The sequence below is a fragment of the Ferrovibrio sp. genome (assembly GCF_002796975.1).
Classification (GTDB): Bacteria; Pseudomonadota; Alphaproteobacteria; order Ferrovibrionales; family Ferrovibrionaceae; genus Ferrovibrio.
In genome coordinates, this window is sequence record NZ_PEKV01000004.1 from 308628 (window position 1) to 328886 (window position 20259).

Sequence of the window (20259 nt, forward strand, 5' to 3'; positions counted from 1 at the left end):
CTTCAGGTCGTCCCAAATGAAACCGCGTCCGATAATATCCATGCTTCCTACCGTCAGGCCTGCCTGAGTATCGCATCGAGATCGTTCCAGACTTTCTGATCGACCAGCAGTCCGCCACGCACCGTGAAGCGATCAATGAAGCGGATACCGGAGAAGGCCGTGCCATCCGGCCATACGCCTTCCAGTGTACCGGAGCAATAGACCACGGCGTTTTCCATACCCGGCACGGCATCGAAACGCTCATAGACCTTGCCAATGCGCTGGTAACGCGGCCGGGCCCAGTCGATCAGCTCTTCCAGCTTCGTGAAGGTCGTACTGCCGGGAAAGACCATGGTGAAATCCGATGCCAGCATGGCCTTAGCGGCTGCCAGATCGCGACGTTCCATCGCACCGAGGAAATCTCGCACAATCTGCTCCGGCGGCGGTGGGGGTGCCTTGGGATGCTTCCGTTGATTGCCGCGGCGGTAATTGCTCTGTTTCACTTCCTCGATCGCGACAGTGACGCCGTCCGGGACGGCTTCCAGCACCGTGCGCGTTACGGCGCTATAGCCCTCCAACAGGCGATCACGCACCGCCTCGTCATAGCCTTCGATCAGGGTTACACGGATCACCGGCATGTCAGCCTCCTGATTTGACAAGTTCAGCAGCAGTCCGTCCAGCTTTGGCGCCGAGCACGGTCGCCGTCAGCAGGCCATTGCCGGAGAGATAGCCGTCGCGTCCCTGACCGGAAAGGCCACAGGCTGCGCCGCCGCCAGCGAGCAGATTCGGCAGCGGCATGCCGTCGCTGCGGAGCACGCGGGCGTCAGTATCGACCCGGAGACCGCCTTGTGTATGGAACAGCGCACCGGTCACCTTCACGGCATAGAACGGCGCCGCCAGCGCCGGCCTGCCGGTGAAGTCGCGGCCGAAACGGTCGCTGCCCTGCCCTGCCGCCAGCGTCTGCGTTTCCGCTACTGTTGCAACCAGCGCCGCCGCTGGTAGTCCGCAGAATTCGGCCAGCCTTTCAACGCTGTCAGCCGAGCGGATAGCACCACCCTTGATGGCATCGCGATAATCCTCGAACTCGAGGCCGAGTTGATGCAGGCGTTCGTCGTAGATATTCCAGGCGATCGCGCCGGGCTGCGCGATGACGCGCATCGCCTGCTCGGAATAACCGTCATGCTCGCAGGAGAACCGCTCGCCATTGGCGTTGACCTGGAAGCCACCCTCCATCATCAGCGCCCAGGAAATCAGGATGGCGTGCGGCATCGCCAGCGAGCCATGGCCCTGATAGGCACCGAGATGCTGCGTCGCCGCGCCGAGTTGCTCGCCCCAGAGCAAAGCATCGCCGCGGTTCCCGGTATGGCCATAATACATTGCGCCCTTCAGTTCCGGAATATGGCACGCCAACAACTCGGCATTGCCGCCAAAGCCTGAACAGGCCAGCACCAGAGCAGCGCAGCCGATGCGCTCGGCAGAACCATCCGGTCGCTGTAGCTCGACACCGGCTACGCGGCCGTCCGTGTCGGCAAACAGCGTCGTGACAGTCGCATCGCAGACGACATCGATGGCAGCCGTATTAGCTGCCCTCAGCAGGCCGGCGATCAGATCGGCACCGCTGCGCGAGGCCGGCGCATGCATACGCGCCCGACTATGGCCGGGATAGAGAAAGCCTTCGACCAGGATGAGCGGGACATGATGCTGCTGCACTAGCCAGTCCACTACAGGCCCCGAGGCGGCACAGATGGACTCCACCATGGCCGGATCATTCTCCCCATGTGCCTTGGCCTGCACATCCGCCGCCATGATCGCCGGCGTATCGTTCACACCGCGCAACGCCTGCAAAGCCGTGCCCGCTGCGGGAATCATCCCTGACGACATCGCGGTGGAGCCGCTGGGTGACGGGTCACGCTCCAGCACCAATACCTCTGCACCGGCATCATACGCGGCCAGCGCGGCGACCAGACCACAGGCACCGCCGCCGATCACCAGGACCGGTACGCTCAGCGGGAAATCGACGCCCGCGGCCGGCAACACCCCGCTCATGCGCCCCGGATCAGCGTCGCGGCCTCGGCGCAGGTCAGTTTCGGCGCCACGGTGCCGAGCGAGGCGATGCTGGCCTCATGCGCTTCGCGGCTGAAAGCGGCACAACCGTCGGTCAGCAGCATCGCGTGGAAGTCGCGCACATGAGCGTCGCGCAGCGTGCTGGCGACACCACCATTGGTAATGATGCCGCTGATCAGCAGCGTGTCGATGCCAACCTTGCGCAGCACGAATTCCAGCCGCGTCATATAGAAAGCCGAATAGGCCACCTTTTCGATCACGAAATCAGCGGGCGCCAGTTCGTCAATCAGTCCATGGCCCCAGCTGCCAGGCTGGAAGTCGCCCTTGCGCAGAAACGGTCGCAACTGCTGCAGATGCGGACTGATCAGTGGTTCGCCGTCCCGCCCCGGAACAAGCGTGAACTGGGTCGAAACTATCCAGCCGCCAGCGGCGCGCATCGCATCGACCACCGATTTCATACTGGCGATCAGCGCTGCTGCGCCCGGCAGATTGGCGCCACCACGGGCATAAGCACCCTTCTCATGCAGGAAGTCGTTCTGCAGATCGACGATCAGCAGTGCACTGCGCTTCAGGTCCAGCTTGGTGGTGCTCATCAGGCTTTCCGCTTCACGATCAGGTTACCGAATCTATCGACCTCACCGACCAGATCGGCTTCGATCAGGATCGTCGTGTCGGACTGCTCAAGAATCGCGGGGCCGGGAACCACTGCGCCAAGCGGCAGTTCCAGCCGGCGATAGATGCCGGCCTCATGCCAGGCTCCGTCGATCCAGACCTTGCGCGTGGTGCGCTTCGCCGCTTCCAGCGAGCCCTCGACAGGCGGCGCAAGCAGGCTGAGATCGAACTTCTTGCGCCGGCCGATAGCCGCGACACGCAGGTTCAGCACGCGGATGCTGATCTTTTCCAGCACGCGGCCGAAGGCTGCGGCATAGGCGGCCTCAAATGCAACCTTGATCTGGGCTCGTGTCAGCTTCGCCGGCTTACTGAAATCGCCCTCCAGCGGCACGGCGACGGTATGGGTCTGGCCGAGATAGGACATGTCGAGTTCGACCGAGATCGTGCGGCCCTCGAAGCTGATGCCGGCCTGATCCAGCAGGCGCATGCCCTCGCCGGCCGCCTCGGAAATGGCGCCGTCGAGCACAGCCGGATCGGTATCGTCCAGCGTCTTGTTCACCGTGCGGACGAAATCATGCCGCATATCGGCAATCACGCAGCCGAGCGCCGAAGTGACGCCGGGGAAGCGCGGCACCAGCGCCGAAGCCAGACCGACCTCCTTGATCAGCGCGCCGACATGCAGCGCACCGCCGCCGCCGAACGGCATGGCGGCGAAGTCGCGCGGATTGTGGCCGCGTTCGATCGACACCAGACGGATCGCGCCGGCCATGCGCGAATTGGCCACCTTGATGATCGCTTCGGCCGCCGCCATGACATCGAGGCCGAGCGGTTCGGCGATGTGTTTGGCGATGGCGGCCCTGGCAGCCTCGACATCGAGCCGCTTGAGTTTGCCGCCGATCGGGCGTTCGGCATCGATACGCCCCATCACCACATTGGCATCGGTCACGGTCGGCCGGTCATTGCCCACGCCATAGGCGACCGGGCCGGGATCGGAGCCGGCGCTTTCCGGGCCGATCTGCAGAATGCCGCCACGGTCGATCCAGGCAATCGAGCCGCCGCCGGCACCAATGGTGGTGATCTCGACCATCGGCGCGCGCACCACCATGCCGAAATCGATGGCGGTCTGCGCGCTCATGGCCGGCGCGCCATCGGCGATCAGCGAGACGTCGAAACTGGTGCCGCCCATGTCGCAGGTCACGACATTGGGGAAACCGGCCGCGGTGGCGATATGCTGGCAGGCGATCACACCGGCGGCAGGACCGGAGAGCGCCGTGCGCACCGGGCGGCTGGCGGCACTGTCCACGCTCATCACGCCGCCGTTGGACTGCACGATGAGAAGCTGGCCCGCGAAGCCATCGCCCTGCAGCCGGCTTTCCAGCTTGCGCAGGTAGCTTCCCACCGGAGGCTGCAGATAGGCATTCAGCGCCGCAGTCGAGGTACGCTCGAATTCACGGATTTCAGGCAGGATGTCGCTGGAGGCCGTGACATGGGCATTCGGCCAGACATCCTTCACGGCCGCCAGCGCGACCCGCTCGTTGTCGGGATTGGCATAGGCGTTGATGAACACGACAGCGACAGATTCGGCACCGCGTGCCAGCAGTTCACGGGCGGCCTGCCTGACTTCCTCGGCATCGACCGCCTCACGGATGCTGCCATCGGCCAGCACGCGCTCGCCGACCTCCAGCCGCAGGTCGCGTGGCACCACCGGGGTGAACTGACCCCAGAGGCCCCAGGTGGTCGGACGGTCGCGGCGGCGCATTTCCAGCACATCGCGGAAGCCGCGCGTGGTGATGATGCCGGTCCGCGCGCCCTTGCGCTCCAGCAGCGCGTTGGTGCCCACGGTGGTGCCATGCACAACGGTCGCGATCTGTCCGACCTCGGCCTTCGAGCGCAGGCCTTCGATGAAGCCTGTCGCCTGATCGCCACGGGTCGATGGCACCTTGGCGATGTCGATGCGCCCACTGGCTTCGTCGAGGAAAAAGACGTCCGTGAATGTGCCGCCGACATCGACGCCAACAGCCAGACGGCCTGCCTCAATCTGTCGTGATATTGGCATCTTTAATGACTCTCTCCCATTTCACGGTCTCATCGGCGATGAATTTTCCCAGCACGCCCGGAGCGCCGCCAACCACTTCGAAACTCATCTCTTCCAGCCGGTGGCGGATGTTGGGATCGGCCAGCGCGTCACTCGCGGCCTTGTTCAGCTTTGCAATAATGTCCGACGACGTTTTGGCGGGCGCCAGGATGCTGAACCAGGTATAGACTTCAACACCATTCACACCGGCTTCGGCAAAAGTCGGCACATCCGGCAGCGTCTTCAGCCGTTGACCCGAGGTGACGGCCAGCGGACGCACACGACCATCACGGATATTCCCGAGCGATGCAGCCGGAGCCTCGAACAGCGCCTGCACATGGCCGGCCACCAGATCTTGCGAAGCCGGCGCATTGCCACGATAGGGTACGTGGGTGATATCGATACCAGCGCGTACTTTGAACAGTTCACCCGAAAGATGACTGGTATTGCCCTTGCCCGCGGACGCGAAATTCAGCTTACCCGGCTGCTGTTTGGCCAGTGCCCCAAATTCGGCCAGCGTCTTGGCCGGCACGCCGGGATTGACGACGAACACATTCGGGCCACGCACCAGTAGCGAGATCGGTGCAAAATCGCGCGCCGGATTATAAGCGATCTGTTTGGTGAGGAACTGTGCCGTCACCTGGTCCGGCGGAGTCCCGAGCAGCAGGGTGTATCCGTCTGGTTCTGCCTTGGTCACAAAGCCTGCACCGATAGTGCCACCGGCACCGGCCCGGTTTTCGATTACGATGGACTGACCGATCAACTCGCCGATCTTCGGCGCCACCAGACGCGCAACGATGTCGGTGGTACCACCGGGTGGATACGGCACGACCAGTGTGACTGGGCGGGTCGGATAGGACTGGGCCAAGGAAGCCACAGGCAACAATGTCAGCCCCAGCAAGACAGTGATCAGCTTTCGCATAGCGTTTCCTCTCTCGTATTACGATACCTACTTCGTGGCGGCAGGCTTTTTATAGTTGCGGGCAACCCCCTCTTCGGTGACGTAACCCAGACGCAGGTCTTCTGCGATGGCGTCGGCTTTGCGTTCGGCCGGCGGGCCGTAACCGCCACCGCCCGGCGTCTCCAGCCGGATCCGCTCACCCTTCTTCAGCTTGGCGTCATGCAGCTTCGACACCATGCCAGGTTCGGCTGGCTGGCCGTCCTTGGGATAGGTGAAGCGGTTGCGCTGCGCTGCCTGACCACCCAGCACGCCAGCGGGAGCATATTTGCCGCGTTCGCCAAACAGGAAGAGATCGGCCGCTTCCTCCAACAACTCGATTTCATAGACCGCGCCCAGCCCGCCGCGATGTTTACCAGCGCCGCCGCTGTCAGCACGCAGGCTCCATTCGGTGAAGGCCACTGGATAGGCCGCTTCGAGAATCTCCAGCGGCGGGATGGTCGCCATCGAGATCGGCGCATTGCCGTGATTGAGGCCGTCGCCGTTCGGATGGCCGCCATGGCCGCCGCCGAAGAAGCTGAACATCACCCAGCGCCGGCCGTCCTTGCGATGACCCGCCAGCGACAGTGCATTGATCGTGCCGTAGGCGCAGCCATTGACACGATCAGGCGCGATCTGTGCAAAGGCAGAAAAGATCACGTCGATCACGCGCAGGATGGTCTCGGTATAGCCGCCGACCGGCTTGGGCGCCCTGACGCTGATCAGGCTGGTCTCGGGGATGACAAACGTCACCGGCTCCAGCACGCCGGAATTGGCCGGCACATCGGGGAAGATATGCTTGATCGCCACATAGCAGGCAGCAATCGCCGTCGAGCGCGCGATATTCACCGGACCGGCACAGGCATTCGAGGTGCGTGAGAAATCCAGCGTCAGGCTCTCATCTTTGATTACCACCTCGAGGCCGATGCGCAAAGCCTCGTCGCGGATGCCGTCATTGTCGAGGAAGTCTTCCGCCGCATAACGGCCGTCCGGCAGGTCGCGGATCAAGCTGCGGAACTGCAGGGCGGCGCGCTTCTTCAGCTCGGCGAGGGCCTCTTCTACGATGGCGTCGGTATACTCGTCCAGCAGCGCATTGAGGCGCCGGTTGCCAAGATCCAAGGCATTGACCTGGCCGTTCATGTCGCCATAGAGGCTGTCCGGCAGACGGGTGTTGGCACGCAGGATGTCAACCACGTCCTGGCGCAGCTGGCCCGCGGCATAGAGCTTTACCGGCGGGATCACCATACCTTCCTGGAAGCATTCGGTGGCGACCGGGTTGTAGTTGCCCGGCACATTGCCGCCGACATCGTGCCAGTGACCCACAGACGCCAGATAGCAGAAGACCTTGCCGTCGCGGAAGAATGGTCGCACCAGCTTGAAGTCGCTCAGGTGCGTGCCGCCATCATAGGGGTCGTTGAAGATATAGACGTCGCCGTCCTGCAGGTTGCCGTCGCGGACAGCCTTGTCGATCACAGCCTTCACGGCGAAAGCCATGGCGCCAACGAAGATCGGCAGGCCGGACTTGCCCTGCACCAGTGTTTCGCCGGTGACGGCATGATAGAGACCATGGCTGGCGTCATGTGCCTCGGCGATGATCGGGTTGAAGGCCGAGCGGAATAGCGTCGCGTCCATCTCGTCAGCAACCTGCTCAAGCCGGCCTTTCAGAACGGCAAGTGTGATCGGATCGATCATGACCGACCCTCATGGCTGGCCGGGTCGTATTTGCGGCCCTCTTGCAGCAGTTCGGGTGTGCCGATCAGGGCATTGAGAGCCGAGAAATCCAGCATGCGGTCGCGGAATGGTGCAGTCGTACCATGTTGTTGCAGCGATGCGAAATAAGTTTGCATGCAATGCGCCAACGCCCGCGTCAGCCCACCGGGGAAGATCGCCAGCCGATAACCGATCTGCGCCAGCTCGGCAGACGACAGCAGCGGCGTCTTGCCGCCTTCCACCATATTGGCCATCAGCGGCACGCGATTGCCGAAGCGGCTGATGATGCTGCGCATCTCGTCCACGCTCCGTGGCGCCTCAATAAACAGCAGGTCGCAGCCGGCCTCGACATAGCGGTCGGCGCGTTCCATGGCGGCCGCAATGCCTTCGACGGCGATAGCGTCAGTGCGCGCCACGATCAGGGTGTCAGCGCTGACGCGCGCGTCTAAAGCTGCCTTGATCTTGCCAACCATCTCAGCCGCAGAGACCAATGTCTTGCCATCCAGATGTCCGCAGCGTTTGGGCGTCGACTGATCCTCCAGCTGAATGCCGGCGGCACCATTGCGCTCAAACAGTTTCACCGTGCGCTGCACGTTGAGCGCATTGCCAAAACCGGTATCGGCATCGACGATGATCGGCGTTTCGACCCGCTCGCAGATCGTGCCGAGCGTATCAGCCACTTCTGTCATCGAGACCAGACCAATGTCGGAGCGGCCGAAACGGGTATAGGCGATGCTGGCGCCCGAGAGATACAGCGTCTCGAAACCGGCCTGGGTCGCGACCAGCGCACTCAGGCCATCGTAGACGCCAGGGGCCACGACGATGTCGCCGCGGTCCAGACGTGCGCGCAGCTCAGTCATGCCTGCGCCTCCTTTGAGCGTTGAACTTTGAGTTTCTTTTGCAGATTGGGCAACAGGCCGCCATCAGCAATCATCTGCAGCAGATGTGCCGGCAGCGGTTCGCAGGCATAGCGCTTGCCGGTATCGAGATCGCACAATTCGGCATTGGCTGCATCGACCGACAGCACGGCGTCGGCACGGATCTGGCCAGCCTCGGAACAGACCAGTGCCAGTAGGCCAAGATTAAGGGCGTTACGGTAAAAGATGCCCGCAAAAGACGGCGCCACCACGGCGCCCACGCCCAATTCGCGCAAAACCATCACCGCCTGTTCGCGCGACGAGCCCATGCCGAAATTGCGTCCACCGACCACGATATCGCTGGGCTTCACCTCTTTGGCAAACCGCGGCTCGACGGCCTCCAGACAATGCTTTGCGAGTTCGGTCAACGGCCCCTTCATATAGAGACCCGGCGCCAGCACATCGGTGTCGATATTGTCACCGAATTTCCAGACCCGGCCGGTCGATGCAGCGCTCATGACAGCATCTCCCGGGGATCGACGATATGGCCGGCCACTGCCGCCGCAGCTACGGTATAGGGTGAACCGAGATAGACTTTCGACGAGCCCGCGCCCATGCGGCCCTTGAAATTGCGCGCCGTCGAAGCGATGCAGGTCTCGTTCTCGGCCAGCACGCCCGCGCCATAGCCGGCACAGGCGCCGCAGCCCGACGAGAGCAGGATGGCACCGGCTTCGGTAAGCGTCGCCAGAGTGCCGTCGGCGGCGGCTTCCGCAGTGGTGCGCGCCGATGCCGGTGCGATCAGCAGTCGCGTGCCGCTCGCCACCTTACGGCCCTTCAGCACACTTGCGGCCATGCGCAGGTCATTGATCTTGGCGCCGGTGCAGGCGCCGATGTAGGCCTGATCGACACTCACGCCCTTATGTTCGGCGACCGCGGCACTGTTGGCGGGGCTGTGCGGCGCAGCCACCATAGGCGACAGTGCTGCAGCATCGAAATCATGGCGTTCGGTCACCTTCGCATCAGCATCGCTCTGCCAGGTGGCGATATCGATCTCACCGGCCGGGACACCAACCGAGAGCAGATAGTCGCGCGTGACAGCGTCCGGCGCGATCAGGCCGGTCTGGGCACCAAGTTCGGCTGCCATATTCGACAGCGTCATGCGTTCCTGCATGGCTAAGCCAGCCAGCGTGTCGCCGGCATACTGGATCGCCTGGTAACGGCCGCCATCCATGCCCAGTCTCGCACACATGGCAAGGATCATATCTTTCGCCGCGACGCCGGGACCAAGTTTGCCGGCCCAGTGCAACAGGATGGTTTCGGGCACGCGCAGCCAGATCTCACCAGTCACCAGAACTCCGCACATCTCGGTGGCGCCGACACCGAACATGTAGGTACCAAAAGCACCGCCGGTGGGCGAATGACTGTCGCCACCGACTACGAACAGACCCGGACGCAGATGGCCACGCTCGGGCAGCACGACATGGCAGATGCCCTGCATGTCGTGGAATTTGGTCACACCGGCGGCCTTCACCCATTTGCGAGTGAGGTCGAGGATGCCTGCGCTTTCAGCATCCACCGCCGGCACGTAGTGGTCCGAGATCACGACAACCTTGTCGGGATCCCAGAGTCTGGCTTGCAGGCGTTCCAGCATCGGGGCCACGCGACGGGGCCCGCCAGAATCGTGCATCATGGCGAGATCCACTTTCGCCGTGACCACTTCGCCCGGTCGCACGACCTCCAGCCCCGCGGCACGCGCCACCAGCTTCTCGGCCAAGGTCATCGGGGGTTTCTGCGCCATGTCACACCCCCAGATACGAGGCCTTCAGGCCCGGATCGTTCAGCAAATCGCTCGCTACACCGGATAGCGCAATCCTGCCGTGTTCCAGCACGAAAGCACGATGCGCGATGGCCAGAGACTGCACCACGTTCTGCTCAACCAGCAGGATCGAAAGTCCACCGCGGTTCAGCGCCTGGATCAGGCCAAACATTTCTTCGACCAGCAGCGGCGACAGGCCGAGCGAGGGCTCGTCGAGCACCAGAAGTTCAGGCTGCGCCATCAGGCCGCGGCCGATCGCCAGCATCTGCTGTTCTCCACCAGACAGCGTGCCGGCCAGCTGCGCGATGCGCTCCTTCAAACGCGGAAAGATCGTATAGACTCTTTCGAGGTTCAGACTGCGCTGCTCACGACCGCGCCGGTAGCTGCCAAGCTCCAGATTCTCCTGCACTGTCAGGTTCGGGAAAACCCGGCGTCCTTCCGGAACCTGGATCAGGCCGGCATCGACGATAGCGTCGCTCCGCATGCCGGCGATATTGCGGCCCATAAACTGAATCCGCCCGGCAAATGGCCGGTAGATGCCAGAGAGTGTGTTGTTCAGCGTCGATTTGCCGACGCCATTGGCGCCCAGCAGTGCGACAATCTCGCCCTTCGCGACATTGAGATCGATGCCGCGCAGCACTTCCACTTCGTTATAGCCAGCATGCAGCCCGCGTATTTCAAGCATGCTGTGCCTCTATGCGGGCCTGCTGCATGCGTTCGGCCGCGCCATGGCCAAGATAGGCCTCGATCACCTGCGGATCGGCGGCAATCTGCGCTGGCGTTCCGCTGGCGATCAGGCTGCCGTTGTTCAGCACCCAGGCATGATCCGACAGGTTCATCACCGCGCGCATCACATGCTCGATCAGGAGAATGGTGACGCCGGACTGGCGGATGCCGCGGATGATCGGGATGATCTCATCAATCTCGGCCGGATTGAGACCGGCCATCACCTCGTCCAGCAACAGCAGCTTGGGATCGGTCGCCAATGCTTTGGCGAGTTCCAGCCGCTTGCGGCCGGCTACCGTGAGCGCCGCCGCCGGTTTATCGAGCTGCGGACCGAGGCCGACGCGCTGCGCCACGGCTTCGGCGTGACCGAGTGCCGCCTTACGACCGGCACGATGCAGATGGGCGCCGACGGCGATATTCTCGCGAACCGTCAGCCCGGCGAAGGGCTGCACGATCTGGAAGGTGCGTGCGACACCCAGCATACAGATCCGCTCCGGGGTCAGGCCAAGCAGCGAAGCGCCTTCGAAACGAATGTCGCCCTCATCCGGTCGGTGGAAGCCGGAGATCTGCGCGAAGATGGTGGTCTTACCGGCGCCGTTCGGCCCGATCAGCGCCGAGATGCTGCCAGGCTGTACAGTGAAGCTGACCTTGTTGCTCGCAACCAGCCCACCGAAGCGTTTGGAGAGGTTGGCGACCTCAAGCATTGGCCCCTCCCCGCTTGAAATAGCGGCGCAGGCCGAAGCCGAAACGCCCCAACCCGAACAGGCCGTTGGGCAGGAACAGCACCATCAGCACCAGCAATACGCCATAGAGCACCAGATTGAGGCCGGGTGCCTCGCCAAAGACCAGACGCCCGATCTCAGCAATTGTATGCAGCGCGAATGCCCCCAGTACCGGACCGAAGACGGTGCCCAGCCCGCCAATGATCGGCACCAGCAGCGCCTCGATCGACATGGACGGACCGTAAGCGATGCCCGGGTCGATATAGAGGAAGAGCTGCACATAAACAGCACCGGCCGAGCCCGCAATGGCGCCCGATGCGATGATGGCCAGCAACTTGGTATTGAACGGATCGACACCGAGTGCGCGGGCAGCATCTTCATTCTCGCGCACGGCCATCAGGCGGGCACCGAAGCGGGCATTCTGCAGCCACCAGGTCAACAGCAGACAGGCAATGACCAAAACCAGCAGCAACCAGAAGAAGCCGGCCTTGGTCTCAAACTGCATCTGCCAAGCGCCGGGCATCAGCGGCACCAGCAAGCCCACGCCGGCGCCGGTGAAGGCGAAGCTGTTGGCGAGAATGCGGAAAACTTCGGCGAAGGCGAGCGTGACCAGCGCAAAATATGAGCCACGCAGGCCGTAGCGGAAGACTAGCCAGCCGGTGGCAGCACCGACGATTCCGGCGGCCACTGCCGCCACCACGAAGCCGGCCCAGGCATTGACGCCGACGTGGATCTGCAGCACCGCCGTGCAATAAGCGCCGGTGCCGAAGAACAGCGCATGGCCGAAGGAAAACTGCCCGCCATAGCCGCCCAGCAGATTCCAGGCCTGACCGAGATAGGCATAGAACAGCGCCAGCGTGGCCCAGGTGAGCCAGAATTCCGACCGCACCAGTAGCGGCAGGGGCAGCAGCACCAGCGCGAAAATCAAAATTGCCCAGAATGTGCGAAGAGTGGGCGTGCGCATGTCAGGCCTTCTGGCCCAGCAGTCCGGTCGGCCGGAACAGCAGGACGATGATAAAGATCAGGAAGATGCCGAGCTGGCCCAAGCTTTCGCCAAAGAACAGGCCACCGAGGCTTTCGGTGACGCCAATGATCAGGCCACCGAGCAGCGCGCCGACAAAGCTACCCATACCGCCGAGCACCACGACGGTGAAAGCCACGAGCACAAAGGCATGGCCGACCTGCGGACTGACGTAAAAACTGGGCAGCAGCAGACAGGCAGCAACCCCGAGGCAGGCGCAGCCGATGCCGAATGACATGGCGAAGATATGCTCGACATTGATGCCAACTAATTTGGCGCCCTGGCGCTCTTTGGCCAGCGCGCGAATGGCGCGGCCAAGATCGGTGCGGGTCATCAGCAACCAGAGCAGCGCAGCCACCAGCAGTGCACCGGCGAAAGCCACGGCCTTCGGCACAGCAATGAAGGCAATCCCGAAATCGAGGGTTTCAAAGGAGTACGGCGTTTCGATGGTGCGAGTGTCGGCGCGCCAGAGGTAGAGCGCGAGATTTTCGATGATCACCGATAAGCCGAGCGTGACCAGCAGGATGTTTTCATCCCTGCCGTGGCCGGCATGGCCAATGACGAAACGCTGCAATCCGTAGCCGATGCCGAACAGAGCAATACCGACCACCGGCAGTGCCAGATAGGGATCGATACCGAACAGGCTGTGCAGGAAGAATACTCCATAGAGCGCCAGCATGAGCAGGCTGCCATGGGCGAAGTTGATGATATGCAGAACGCCGTAGATCAGCGTGAGGCCCAACGCGATCAGGGCGTAAATCGCGCCGATGGTCAGGCCGTTCAGGATCGCCGGCAACAGGATGGAGAATTCAAGCATACCGTCACGCTGAATAATGAATGGCGGAGCCGGTCGCCCGGCTCCGCCGCGATACAGGCCTCAGGCCTTCGGTGCCGGGAAGACCGGCTTGGCATTGGCGAAGTCCTTCGGGAAGATCACCTTGATGTCTTTCTGCAGGATCTGGGTGTTCACCGGCGCCGCCCCCTGATTCTGGCCGTTGACAAACTTGGTCGGGCCATAGGGCATGAAGTGGTTGCTCCAGCCCGACGAAGCCAGCGCATGAGTGACGGCGGCACGGTCCGTCGACTTAGCACGCTCCAACGCATCGGCCAGCAGGCGCACGCATTCATAGTTGAGGAACACTTCGTAGGAGAAGAAAGCCTTCTCGGCTTCCACCTTTTTCTTCAGTTCCAGCGCCACCGGATTGCGCGGATCGAACCAGTGATTGCAGTCCATGATGAATTCCGCCGCATCGGGGAATTCCTTCACGAAACGATACTGCGACGCCGCGCCGCCCAGAATGGCATAAACCGCTTTCGGACGAATCTTCTGCTGACGCAATGTGCGAGCCAGCAGCACGAATTCGTTATAGTAGTTCGACGGGATCAGCAGGTCCGGATTGCGGCCCTTCACCTTCAGCGCGATGTTGTTGAAATCGCGCGTCGGATTGGCGTGCGGGATGGTCTCCAGTACCTCGAAGCCCAGCGCCGGCAACTTTTCGTTCAGCGTCTTGGCCATGCCGGCGCCGAAAGCGGACTCTTCGTGGACGATCATCACGGTCTTGACCGGCTTGCCGGCCTGATTGTTGAGCGCGACGAGGTTTTCCATCGCCGAGTCGACGATCTTGCTCAGGCCGGGACCAAAGCGGAAGGTATTGGTCAGGCCGCGGGTCACCACCTGGTCCACCACGCCGACATCGACGATATGCGGGATATTGTGCTTGGCTGCCGCCTGCGTGGTGGCAAGCGCGATGCCCGAGGCAAAGGGCCCGATGATGGCAGAGACGCCGGCTTCGTTCAGCTTCTCGACCTCGGCCGCACCGACATCAGGCTTGGACTGTGCGTCGGCATAGATCGGCTCAAGCTTGGCGCCGCCCATCGAGGCAATACCGCCATTGGCATTGATCGTGTCGATGGCGAGCTTGGCGCCGAGGCGACACTGCTGGCCCGAGGGGGCGATCGGACCGGTCACCGGATGCAGCACGCCGACCTTGATGGTGCGCGGCTGCGCCTTGAGGATGCCCGGGAAGCCGGCGACGCCAGCAGCGGCGGCCGTTCCGGCGAGAAAATGTCTGCGGGATACGCGCGGTGTCTTGATCATCACTTCTTCTCCCTGTTTTTGGATCGTGGCGCAGCGCTGGACTCCCCGGTCGCCGGCGCCACGCTGGCCGACCAAGTATTGCGATCCTCGCCGCGCACGCGGTCGAGGCTCATACGGAACTGGTAGCGATCCGGGCGGTACAGCCCGACAATGTATTCCACCGGCCGGCCGCTGCGATCCTGCACGATGCGGCTGATGCGCAAAAGCGGCGCTCCGATGGCCGTTTTCAGTGCCGGCGCCACGCGGGTATCGGCCAGGGTGGCGGACAGTGTCTGGTCGGCGCTGTCGATCACCACCCCGGATTTCTCCAGCAGGCCGAGCAAAGGCTCGCGCCCCAATTCCTTGCGGCCGAATTTGCGACCGATATCGGCGGGCACACAGGTGATAAGATAGGAAAACGGCCCATCGGCCAGCGAACGCACGCGCACCGAGCGCTGCACTTCCTCACCCGGTGCAATCCGCAGTGCGGCAGCCACGTCCGGGGCAGCGGGTTCATAGCTGAAATCGAGCAGTTCGACGTGGGTCTTCAGACCCATTGCCATCAGATTCTCGATCAGGCCTTCCACGCCGCCATGCACCGGTGGCGGTTCGTGATCGTGGGCCGCGACATGCGTGCCCTTGCCGCGCCCGCGCGTGACCAGGCCTTCAGCGGCGAGTTCCGCCAGCGCACGCCGGGCCGTGATGCGCGAGACATTGAACTGACGGGCGAGTTCCTCCTCACCGGGCACCTGGACGCCGGGCTTCAGGCGACCTTCGACGATCTGGCCGCGCAGGATCAGGAAAATCTGGTGATACAGGGGCGTCGGAATACGCGCGTCGACTACTTTCACCGTTCCCCTCCGTTAGCACCTCACCTATTGTTATACTGATAGAACATTTACCTGGGAGTCAATGCCGGAATTCGGAAACCGGCTCGGCTCAATGGTTCAGCTGAAGGTTCGAAACGGCGTCACCGGATCGGCTGCAATCCGCCGCCGAGGAAAAGCTGTGCAATACGCGGATCGGCGCGGATGTTTGCCGCAGTATCTTCGATTCGCGTCTGCCCCAGTTCCAGTACCAAGCCGTAATCCGACATCTGCAGCGCCTGTTTGGCATTCTGCTCGATGAGCAGGATCGTGACGCCTTTGCCGCGCAATGCTTTCAGAATGCCGAACACCTCCTGCACCATCAGCGGCGACAGGCCGATGGACGGTTCGTCGATCAGGATCAGCTTCGGATCGAGCAGCAGGCCGCGTGCCACTTCCAGCAGCTTCTGCTGCCCGCCCGACAAGGTAGAAGCCTGACTGTCCGCCTTCTCGGCCAGGATGGGAAAGCCCTTCAGCATCGCGGCGACACGATCGGGCAGACCTGATTGGTCCTTCAGCGCGACGGCGCCGAGCTCAAGATTGTGCCGCACCGACAGCTCGGGGAAGATATTGCGACCCTGCGGCACATAGCAAACGCCAGCATCCAGCATCATGCGCGGCGTATGGCCGGTGACATCCCTGCCCTCGAACAGGATGCGGCCAGACCGCAATGGTAGCAGGCCGAAGATTGCCTTGAACATGGTCGACTTGCCGGCGCCATTCGGTCCGATCACCGTGGTGATCCTGCCGCGGCGGATACTGGTCGTGGTGCCATTCAGGATGGTCATCTTGCCGTAGCCGCCCACCACGGCATCAAGTTGCAGGATGCTATCACTCATCGTTGGCCTGGTGTCCAAGATAAGCCTCGATCACATCCGGGTTGCTGCGGATTTCGGCCGGCTTGCCGGCCGCGATCAGGCGGCCTTCAGCCAACACAAGAATCCGCGTGCACAGCGACATGACAAATTCCATATTATGCTCGATCACCACGAAGGTGGCGCGGGTTTCGGCGTTGATCGCCTGCAACCGCTCCTTCAGGTTGGCCAGCATGGTCAGATTGACGCCGCCGGCCGGTTCATCCAGCAGCACCAGCCGCGGCCCAGCCATGAAAGCCATGGCGGCATCGAGCAGCTTCTGCTGGCCATAGGACAAACTACCGGCTTTTTCCTCAGCCAGATGACCAAGCCGAAAGAATTCGATCATGCGGTTAGCGTCTGGCGTCAGCCCGGCATCGCGCGGCCCGAACAGGCGCTTCAACCGCGAGCCACGATGCTCCTGTGCGGCCAGGATCAGATTTTCACGCACGCTGAGCTCCGGAAAGACCTGCAGCAATTGAAAAGTCCGGCTGACACCACGGCGATTGAGTTCGGACGGGCGCAGACCAGTCACCACGTCGCCGTCGACCCGTACCTCGCCCTCATCCGGCACCAGTTGACCGAGGATGCAATTGAACAGCGTCGACTTCCCCGATCCGTTGGGTCCGATGATGCCGAGGATTTCGCCTTCCTGCACATCGAAACTGACATTGCGTACAGCCTGCAGACCACCGAAAGACCGAGACAGTCTTTTCACATCCAGAACGCTGGTCATGGCCGCACCTTAGCGGCCTGCGGCAGTAGCACGGCCTTGATACGCAGCACGAGCACCACGACGCCACCCGGGCAGAAGGCCATCAGCACCATGACCAGGAAGGCATAGATCAGCAGATACCAGGTTTCCGTGAAGCGTAGCCATTCCGGCAGCAGCACGGCAATAGCTGCGCCGACAAACGGCCCCAGGAAAGAACCGGCGCCACCGACGATCACCATCAGCAGGTAGAGGAAGGACTGACTGAGCGCAAACGGGCTGGGATCGATGAACTCCACCAGCGGCGCATAGAGCGCGCCGGCGAAACCGCCATAGGCCGAGCCAATGGCGAAGGTCAGCAGCTTGTAAAGTCGGACGTCGACGCCGAGGCTTTCGGCGCGCACCGGATTTTCGCGCAACGCCGTAAAGGCACGGCCCCATGGCGAGCGCAGCATCCACCACATGCAAAAGGCCATGACCGCCATCACCGCCAGTACGAACCAGTAGAAATTCAGGAAAGGTCGCGTGTTGATGCCGAACACAACAGGACGCTTGATGCCCGACAGTCCCATCACGCCGCCGGTCAACCACTGTTCGTTACGGAAAACCAGCCAGGCCATCACTGCGAAGGCCAGTGTAACGAAAGCGAGATAGTGCTTCTGCACGCGCAGCGCCGGTATGCCCAGCAGAATGCCGACGACGAAGGCGAGCAGCCCTGAGGCAGCAAAAGCCAGACCGAAGGGAATGCCGGCCTTGGTCAGCAGCGCCGCGGTATAGGCACCGATGCCGAGAAAAGCCGCTTGCGCCAGCGTTTCCTGTCCCGAATAGCCGACGATCAGATTGACACCCATCGCGGCGATGGCCGTCACCAACCAGAGCGTCATGATATAGGTGCCGTAACGCTTCAGCCCCGGGTATGGCAGACCGTAGTCGGTCAGGTTGACCGGCGCGAATACCAAAACCAGCCCGAACAGGATAAGGCCGAGCGACCAGCACAGCGAAGAACGGCTCATACCGCGCGCTCCTCACGCCGGCCGAGCAGGCCCTGCGGCCGGAACAGGATGAACAGCACCAGCAGTATCAGCGGTACCGACTGGCGATAGCCGGTCGAGACATAGGCCGCCGCCAGATTGTCGATCACGCCGACCAGTAATCCACCGGCAATGGCGCCGCGCACCTGGTTGAAACCACCGACGATGGCGGCAACGAAAGCGGCCAGGCCGAGATGTTCGCCGTTGGAGAATTTCGCCAGATAGATCGGCGAGATCAGCAGCGAGGCCATGGCCGCCAGTGCCGCATTGATGATGAAAGTGTACATGATCATGCGCTCGACCGGCACGCCGAGGATGCGCGCCACGGTCGGATTCTGCGCGGTGGCCTGCATCTGCCGGCCGGTGCGGGTGCGCGATAGGAACAGCTGCAAAGCGGCAATCACCGCCAGCGCGATCAGCAATACGCCGATCTGCGACAGCGACAGTTGCACGCCAAGCACGCTGATCTGACGATCCGGGAAAATATAGGGGAAAGGCTGCGCCTCGGCGCTGTAGAAATCCTTGGCGCCTTCACGCAACAGCAGGCCGAGCGCGATGGTGGAGATCACCAGCGGTAGCACGCCCTGCTTCAGCATCGGATCGACCACGATCAGCTTGAAGACCATGCCGAGCAACAGGATCGAGACGAGGATAGCGACAAGGCAGGACAGCCAGAACGGCCCGCCGAGCCAGTTCATCGCCACCAGCGCAAAGAAGGCCGGCAGCATGACAAATTCACCTTGGGCGAAATTGATCGTCTGCGATGTCTGCCAGAGCAGGGTGAAGCCGATTGCCGCAAGCGCATAGATCGCGCCGGTCGCCAGACCCGCAATCACCAGCTGGAGTATTTCGGCCATATGCCTGTCATTCCTCGCGGCAGGCCGCGGTAAGAAACGCTCCGGTCACCTGATCGACGACCGGAGCGCCAGACTTCAGTTCTTCAGCTTCGGCAGGGTCTGGGTGATTACCTGCTTGCCGTTCTTCACTTCCGCCAGGAAGCTGATGCGGTCGATCTCGCCGGTACTGTCCCAGCTGGCTTCCATCAGGATGCCCGGCACCTTGTTCGGCGTGATGGTCAGGCCATGCAGGGCGGCGGCAATAGCCTTCGGATCCAGCTTGCCGGCCTTCTCGGCGGCCGCCTTCACCATATAGACCGAAATATAGCCCTTCAGGCCGTTGTGGTCGGGCTTGTAGTTGAACTTGGCCTGGAATTTCTTGCCGAATTCCTGCACGGCCGGGATCGGTGCATCGACGGTGAGGCCGACATGACCTTTCACGCCGTTTGCAGCATCGCCTGCCAAGTCGATCACCTTCTGGCCCAGCAGCGTGGTCTCGCCGATCATCGGCTTGTTGAGACCCTGCTTCTTGGCCTCGCGCAGGAAGCGCGCGCTCTCTTCCTCGTTGAGGTAAATGAATACGGCATCGGCATTGGCACTCTTCAGCTTGATCACGTCGGCGGCAAAGTCGGCTTGGCCAGCTTCAGTCGAAAGGTCGGCTACCACCTTGATGTTACGGCTGTTCAGTTCCTTGATGATGGCGTCGCGACCGCCCTTGCCGAAGTCGTTGTTCACAAACACCACCGCCACCGACTGGGCCTTTTCGCCATCGCGGAGATAGTTGGCCAGCTTCGGCATCGAGATATTCTGGCCGAACGAAGTGCGGAAGATGTATTTCGAGCCCTGCGCGGTCAGGTCGCCAGCCTCGCCACCCATGATCTGCGGCACTTCGGCATCGGCGGTCAGTTGCATGCTGGCCTTGACCGAACCGGAATAGATCGGGCCGAGAATCGCCACCGGCTTGTCGTCCAGCGCGCGCTGGATCGCGGCACGGGCCACGCCCGGATTGGTCTGGGTATCGACGGCCGGAATCTCGACCTTCTTGCCAAGGATGCCACCAGCAGCGTTCACTTCGGCTGCGGCAAGCTCAACGCCATTTTTCCAGTTGTTGCCGACCGTGGCGCCACCGCCCGAGAGTTCGATGATCACAGGCAGAAGCACGCTGTTCTGCGCGAAGGCGGGGCTGCCCAGTACCATGGCGGCTGCGGCCGCTGCGACAGCCAGTTTCGTAAATTGCATTATGTCCTCCGCTAATTTTTTTGTTCGCCGTGCCACATCTGCTGGCCACGGCGGCGGGGATTGTGAAGCTGCTGCAATTTAACGTCAATTATCCGGCTGCCGTCTTCTCGCGATCCAGCGATTGTG

General features: G+C 62.3%; 20 protein-coding genes. All 20 read right to left on the reverse strand.

The window, feature by feature from the left end; genetic code table 11:
• Positions 1-53: 53 nt before the first annotated feature.
• Positions 54-617, reverse strand: coding sequence for a nuclear transport factor 2 family protein (locus tag CTR53_RS04185; protein ID WP_290809539.1), 564 nt, complete (start codon positions 615-617; stop codon positions 54-56).
• Between the two features lies 1 nt (position 618).
• A complete protein-coding gene (locus CTR53_RS04190) occupies positions 619-2025 on the reverse strand; it encodes an FAD-dependent oxidoreductase (protein ID WP_290809540.1) in 1407 nt (468 codons plus the stop codon).
• Positions 2022-2636 (reverse strand): cysteine hydrolase, encoded by a 615-nt coding sequence (locus CTR53_RS04195; protein WP_290809541.1) that lies wholly within the window; start codon positions 2634-2636, stop codon positions 2022-2024. The genes CTR53_RS04190 and CTR53_RS04195 overlap by 4 nt, the downstream gene beginning before the upstream one ends.
• Entirely contained in the window at positions 2636-4711 is a 2076-nt protein-coding gene (locus CTR53_RS04200; protein WP_290809542.1) for a hydantoinase/oxoprolinase family protein, read from the reverse strand. Before CTR53_RS04200 ends, CTR53_RS04195 begins: the two co-directional genes overlap by 1 nt.
• Positions 4689-5651, reverse strand: a complete 963-nt coding sequence (locus CTR53_RS04205; RefSeq protein WP_290809543.1) for a tripartite tricarboxylate transporter substrate binding protein — start codon at positions 5649-5651, stop codon at positions 4689-4691. The genes CTR53_RS04200 and CTR53_RS04205 overlap by 23 nt, the downstream gene beginning before the upstream one ends.
• A 27-nt stretch (positions 5652-5678) precedes the next feature.
• Complete coding sequence (locus CTR53_RS04210) at positions 5679-7358, reverse strand: hydantoinase B/oxoprolinase family protein (protein ID WP_290809544.1); 1680 nt, start codon at positions 7356-7358, stop codon at positions 5679-5681.
• The gene (locus CTR53_RS04215; RefSeq protein ID WP_290809545.1) at positions 7355-8236 is read right to left on the reverse strand and encodes an isocitrate lyase/PEP mutase family protein; all 882 of its coding nucleotides are present in this window, start codon (positions 8234-8236) and stop codon (positions 7355-7357) included. The genes CTR53_RS04210 and CTR53_RS04215 overlap by 4 nt, the downstream gene beginning before the upstream one ends.
• Positions 8233-8751 (reverse strand): 3-isopropylmalate dehydratase small subunit, encoded by a 519-nt coding sequence (locus tag CTR53_RS04220; RefSeq protein ID WP_290809546.1) that lies wholly within the window; start codon positions 8749-8751, stop codon positions 8233-8235. The genes CTR53_RS04215 and CTR53_RS04220 overlap by 4 nt, the downstream gene beginning before the upstream one ends.
• Positions 8748-10031, reverse strand: coding sequence for a 3-isopropylmalate dehydratase large subunit (locus tag CTR53_RS04225; RefSeq protein WP_290809547.1), 1284 nt, complete (start codon positions 10029-10031; stop codon positions 8748-8750). The genes CTR53_RS04220 and CTR53_RS04225 overlap by 4 nt, the downstream gene beginning before the upstream one ends.
• 1 nt (position 10032) lies before the next feature.
• Positions 10033-10734: an ABC transporter ATP-binding protein gene (locus CTR53_RS04230; protein WP_290809548.1), complete on the reverse strand. Its 702-nt coding sequence runs from the start codon at positions 10732-10734 to the stop codon at positions 10033-10035.
• The gene (locus CTR53_RS04235) at positions 10727-11479 is read right to left on the reverse strand and encodes an ABC transporter ATP-binding protein (RefSeq protein ID WP_290809549.1); all 753 of its coding nucleotides are present in this window, start codon (positions 11477-11479) and stop codon (positions 10727-10729) included. The genes CTR53_RS04230 and CTR53_RS04235 overlap by 8 nt, the downstream gene beginning before the upstream one ends.
• Complete coding sequence (locus CTR53_RS04240; RefSeq protein WP_290809550.1) at positions 11472-12461, reverse strand: branched-chain amino acid ABC transporter permease; 990 nt, start codon at positions 12459-12461, stop codon at positions 11472-11474. Before CTR53_RS04240 ends, CTR53_RS04235 begins: the two co-directional genes overlap by 8 nt.
• Position 12462: 1 nt before the next feature.
• Positions 12463-13335 (reverse strand): branched-chain amino acid ABC transporter permease, encoded by an 873-nt coding sequence (locus CTR53_RS04245; RefSeq protein ID WP_290809551.1) that lies wholly within the window; start codon positions 13333-13335, stop codon positions 12463-12465.
• 60 nt (positions 13336-13395) lie between these two features.
• On the reverse strand, positions 13396-14616 hold the full coding sequence (locus CTR53_RS04250) for an ABC transporter substrate-binding protein (protein WP_290809552.1): 1221 nt from the start codon (positions 14614-14616) through the stop codon (positions 13396-13398).
• Complete coding sequence (locus CTR53_RS04255) at positions 14616-15446, reverse strand: GntR family transcriptional regulator (protein WP_290809553.1); 831 nt, start codon at positions 15444-15446, stop codon at positions 14616-14618. The genes CTR53_RS04250 and CTR53_RS04255 overlap by 1 nt, the downstream gene beginning before the upstream one ends.
• Positions 15447-15565: 119 nt before the next feature.
• Positions 15566-16300: an ABC transporter ATP-binding protein gene (locus CTR53_RS04260; RefSeq protein WP_290809554.1), complete on the reverse strand. Its 735-nt coding sequence runs from the start codon at positions 16298-16300 to the stop codon at positions 15566-15568.
• Complete coding sequence (locus CTR53_RS04265) at positions 16293-17051, reverse strand: ABC transporter ATP-binding protein (protein ID WP_290809555.1); 759 nt, start codon at positions 17049-17051, stop codon at positions 16293-16295. Before CTR53_RS04265 ends, CTR53_RS04260 begins: the two co-directional genes overlap by 8 nt.
• On the reverse strand, positions 17048-18040 hold the full coding sequence (locus CTR53_RS04270) for a branched-chain amino acid ABC transporter permease (protein ID WP_290809556.1): 993 nt from the start codon (positions 18038-18040) through the stop codon (positions 17048-17050). Before CTR53_RS04270 ends, CTR53_RS04265 begins: the two co-directional genes overlap by 4 nt.
• Positions 18037-18915 (reverse strand): branched-chain amino acid ABC transporter permease, encoded by an 879-nt coding sequence (locus CTR53_RS04275; RefSeq protein ID WP_290809557.1) that lies wholly within the window; start codon positions 18913-18915, stop codon positions 18037-18039. The genes CTR53_RS04270 and CTR53_RS04275 overlap by 4 nt, the downstream gene beginning before the upstream one ends.
• A 75-nt stretch (positions 18916-18990) precedes the next feature.
• Positions 18991-20133 (reverse strand): ABC transporter substrate-binding protein, encoded by a 1143-nt coding sequence (locus CTR53_RS04280; RefSeq protein ID WP_290809558.1) that lies wholly within the window; start codon positions 20131-20133, stop codon positions 18991-18993.
• Between the last annotated feature and the right edge of the window lie 126 nt (positions 20134-20259).

What these genes read in the sequence shown, in the direction of transcription:
- CTR53_RS04185 (WP_290809539.1), bottom strand. Translation starts at nt 617, where the DNA reads ATGCCGGTGATCCGTGTAACCCTGATCGAAGGCTATGACGAGGCGGTG.
- CTR53_RS04270 (WP_290809556.1), bottom strand. Translation starts at nt 18,040, where the DNA reads ATGAGCCGTTCTTCGCTGTGCTGGTCGCTCGGCCTTATCCTGTTCGGG.
- CTR53_RS04235 (WP_290809549.1), bottom strand. Translation starts at nt 11,479, where the DNA reads ATGCTTGAGGTCGCCAACCTCTCCAAACGCTTCGGTGGGCTGGTTGCG.
- CTR53_RS04200 (WP_290809542.1), bottom strand. Translation starts at nt 4,711, where the DNA reads ATGCCAATATCACGACAGATTGAGGCAGGCCGTCTGGCTGTTGGCGTC.
- CTR53_RS04245 (WP_290809551.1), bottom strand. Translation starts at nt 13,335, where the DNA reads ATGCTTGAATTCTCCATCCTGTTGCCGGCGATCCTGAACGGCCTGACC.
- CTR53_RS04220 (WP_290809546.1), bottom strand. Translation starts at nt 8,751, where the DNA reads ATGAGCGCTGCATCGACCGGCCGGGTCTGGAAATTCGGTGACAATATC.
- CTR53_RS04280 (WP_290809558.1), bottom strand. Translation starts at nt 20,133, where the DNA reads ATGCAATTTACGAAACTGGCTGTCGCAGCGGCCGCAGCCGCCATGGTA.
- CTR53_RS04240 (WP_290809550.1), bottom strand. Translation starts at nt 12,461, where the DNA reads ATGCGCACGCCCACTCTTCGCACATTCTGGGCAATTTTGATTTTCGCG.
- CTR53_RS04190 (WP_290809540.1), bottom strand. Translation starts at nt 2,025, where the DNA reads ATGAGCGGGGTGTTGCCGGCCGCGGGCGTCGATTTCCCGCTGAGCGTA.
- CTR53_RS04195 (WP_290809541.1), bottom strand. Translation starts at nt 2,636, where the DNA reads ATGAGCACCACCAAGCTGGACCTGAAGCGCAGTGCACTGCTGATCGTC.
- CTR53_RS04230 (WP_290809548.1), bottom strand. Translation starts at nt 10,734, where the DNA reads ATGCTTGAAATACGCGGGCTGCATGCTGGCTATAACGAAGTGGAAGTG.
- CTR53_RS04225 (WP_290809547.1), bottom strand. Translation starts at nt 10,031, where the DNA reads ATGGCGCAGAAACCCCCGATGACCTTGGCCGAGAAGCTGGTGGCGCGT.
- CTR53_RS04275 (WP_290809557.1), bottom strand. Translation starts at nt 18,915, where the DNA reads ATGGCCGAAATACTCCAGCTGGTGATTGCGGGTCTGGCGACCGGCGCG.
- CTR53_RS04210 (WP_290809544.1), bottom strand. Translation starts at nt 7,358, where the DNA reads ATGATCGATCCGATCACACTTGCCGTTCTGAAAGGCCGGCTTGAGCAG.
- CTR53_RS04260 (WP_290809554.1), bottom strand. Translation starts at nt 16,300, where the DNA reads ATGAGTGATAGCATCCTGCAACTTGATGCCGTGGTGGGCGGCTACGGC.
- CTR53_RS04265 (WP_290809555.1), bottom strand. Translation starts at nt 17,051, where the DNA reads ATGACCAGCGTTCTGGATGTGAAAAGACTGTCTCGGTCTTTCGGTGGT.
- CTR53_RS04205 (WP_290809543.1), bottom strand. Translation starts at nt 5,651, where the DNA reads ATGCGAAAGCTGATCACTGTCTTGCTGGGGCTGACATTGTTGCCTGTG.
- CTR53_RS04250 (WP_290809552.1), bottom strand. Translation starts at nt 14,616, where the DNA reads ATGATCAAGACACCGCGCGTATCCCGCAGACATTTTCTCGCCGGAACG.
- CTR53_RS04215 (WP_290809545.1), bottom strand. Translation starts at nt 8,236, where the DNA reads ATGACTGAGCTGCGCGCACGTCTGGACCGCGGCGACATCGTCGTGGCC.